Genomic DNA, 2,057 nt, shown 5'->3' with positions numbered 1-2,057 from the left:
TGCACTACGCGTGTACGTCCAGGAGTTCGGGCGTCATCTCAACTTGAAAGAGGTGGAGGGGATGTAACCGGACGCCAAGTTCAGGGCAGCCAGCCGGTGCAAGTCCGGTCCGGGGAGACGCCAGGGTCCCTGGTAGCTGACTCCCGGCGTCGTTCGAGAGGGCGGCGTCGAAGTGGAGTGACAAGCGCCCTTCGGGGGCGTGCGACCGACCGGTCCGCAACATCAAGTGAAGCCTGCAGCGTCGACATGCAGACCCCGCCCGGTGGGTGGGCCAAGGAGGTGCCGATCCCGTATGCGTAGGGCGAAGGCCATGGAAGGCGTCCGGGAACCTGGAGCGGGCGCCGAAGAACCTCCCGGCGTAAGGGGCGTGGAACGGTCGGAGGGTTGTCCTGGGAACTGGAGAGGGCCTACTCGGCCCCGGGTATGCGGCCCGGGAGTGTGGCTCGCCTATAACCGGCGGAACCGGGAAGTGGCGGGCTGTCGAGAGGCAGTCGGAGGGGGCCGTAGTAGTGCCGATCGGCGGGACAACATAACCCGCTGGGAGCGAAGGGCCCCTGCTTCATCGATGCGTGACACGAACAAGGAGGTGCCCGGATGAGTGCCGTTTCGGCTAGGTCCATCCGCCGGGAGGACACAGGTCCTGTGGGGCGTCCTCTGGACAAGGTCCGAGCCTTGCAGTGGACGCTCTACCGCTGTGCCAAGCAAGAACCCGAACGACGGTTCCATGCCCTGTATGGCCACGTCCACCGCATGGACGTCTTGTGGCGGGCATGGTCGGTCGTGTGCGCGAACCGGGGCGCCCCCGGCGTGGATGGCGTGACTGTCGACGCGGTGGCGGCCTCGGGGGTGGATGTATTCCTCCAAGACCTGGCGGAGCAGCTGCGGGCGTATGCGTATCGTCCGTCGGTGCTGCGGCAGGTCCAGATTCCCAAACCGGGGCGGCCGGGGGAGTTCCGGCCGCTGTCGATTCCCACGGTGGCGGACCGGGTGGTGATGACGGCCGCGAAGCTGGTTCTCGAACCGGTCTTCGAGGCCCACTTCACCGAGGCGAGCTACGGATTCCGGCCGAAGCGGTCCGCGATCGACGCGTGCGATGCTGTGCGCGTCGCGGCGAACCAAGGGCGGGAGTGGGTGTTCGAGGCCGATATCCGGGACTGTTTCGGGACGATCGGGCACGACGCACTCATCGCTCAGCTGGCGAGGCGCGTGGTGGACCGGTCGATGCTGAAGCTGATCCGGGCCTGGCTGCGGATGGGAGTCTTGGAGGGCGGGGTGACCTCCCCGATCGGGGCGGGAACCCCGCAGGGCTCACCGATCTCCCCGCTGCTGGCCAACATCGCTCTGCACGTCCTCGATGAGGCATGGCAGGACGAGGGCCGCCGGCTGGGAGTGCTGGTGAGGTATTGCGATGACTTCGTGGTCCTGTCGCCGACCAGACAACGGGCCGAGCAGGCCCAGCAGCTGGCGGCGAGAGTGCTGGGGCAGCTCGGGATGCGACTGCACCCCGAGAAGTCCGGCATTACCTGCCTCACCCGAGGTGAGCAGGGCTTCGAGTTTCTCGGCTTCCACCACCGGAAAGTGGAGTCGTGGAAGTGGCGGGGCAGGTTCTACCTGTACCGGTGGCCCTCGCAACGGGCGTTGGGGGTGCTGCGGGACAAGGTCCGCGTGGCTACCTCGCGCTCTAGGACTGAGCGGCCGGTGGCTGCCGTAGTGGCCGAGCTCAACCCCGTGCTCCGGGGATGGGCCGGGTACTTCCGTCAGGGAAATTCTGCGCGGAAGTTCGAAGCGGTGGACCAGTATGTCCACGAGCGGCTGGCGATTTTCACCAGCAGGAAACATGGCCTCTCAGGCAGGAATTGGGCCACCCGCTACAACTACGGGTGGATCAGTCGGCTCGGGGTCTTCCGCCTGTCCGGAAAGTGGCACGGGGCGACGGCGCATGCCCAGCGGTGAACGATGTCGGAAAGCCGGATGCGGGAGAACCGCATGTCCGGTTTGATGCGGCGGGGACTGGAAACGGAGACTCATCCACCGCGCCAGTCCCCGACCCTACTCGA

At 66.7% G+C, this 2,057-nt stretch carries 1 protein-coding gene; it reads left to right on the top strand.

The annotated features are described in order from the left end of the window. The first annotated feature begins 672 nt into the window (after positions 1-672). Positions 673-1,953, top strand: coding sequence for a group II intron reverse transcriptase/maturase (ltrA, locus tag ACFQ87_RS45885; protein WP_380616992.1), 1,281 nt, complete (start codon positions 673-675; stop codon positions 1,951-1,953). Positions 1,954-2,057: the final 104 nt, after the last annotated feature.

The sequence above is a fragment of the Kitasatospora sp. NPDC056531 genome, from assembly GCF_042794375.1.
GTDB lineage: Bacteria > Actinomycetota > Actinomycetes > Streptomycetales > Streptomycetaceae > Kitasatospora.
This window is presented reverse-complemented; position numbering and strand designations above follow the sequence as displayed.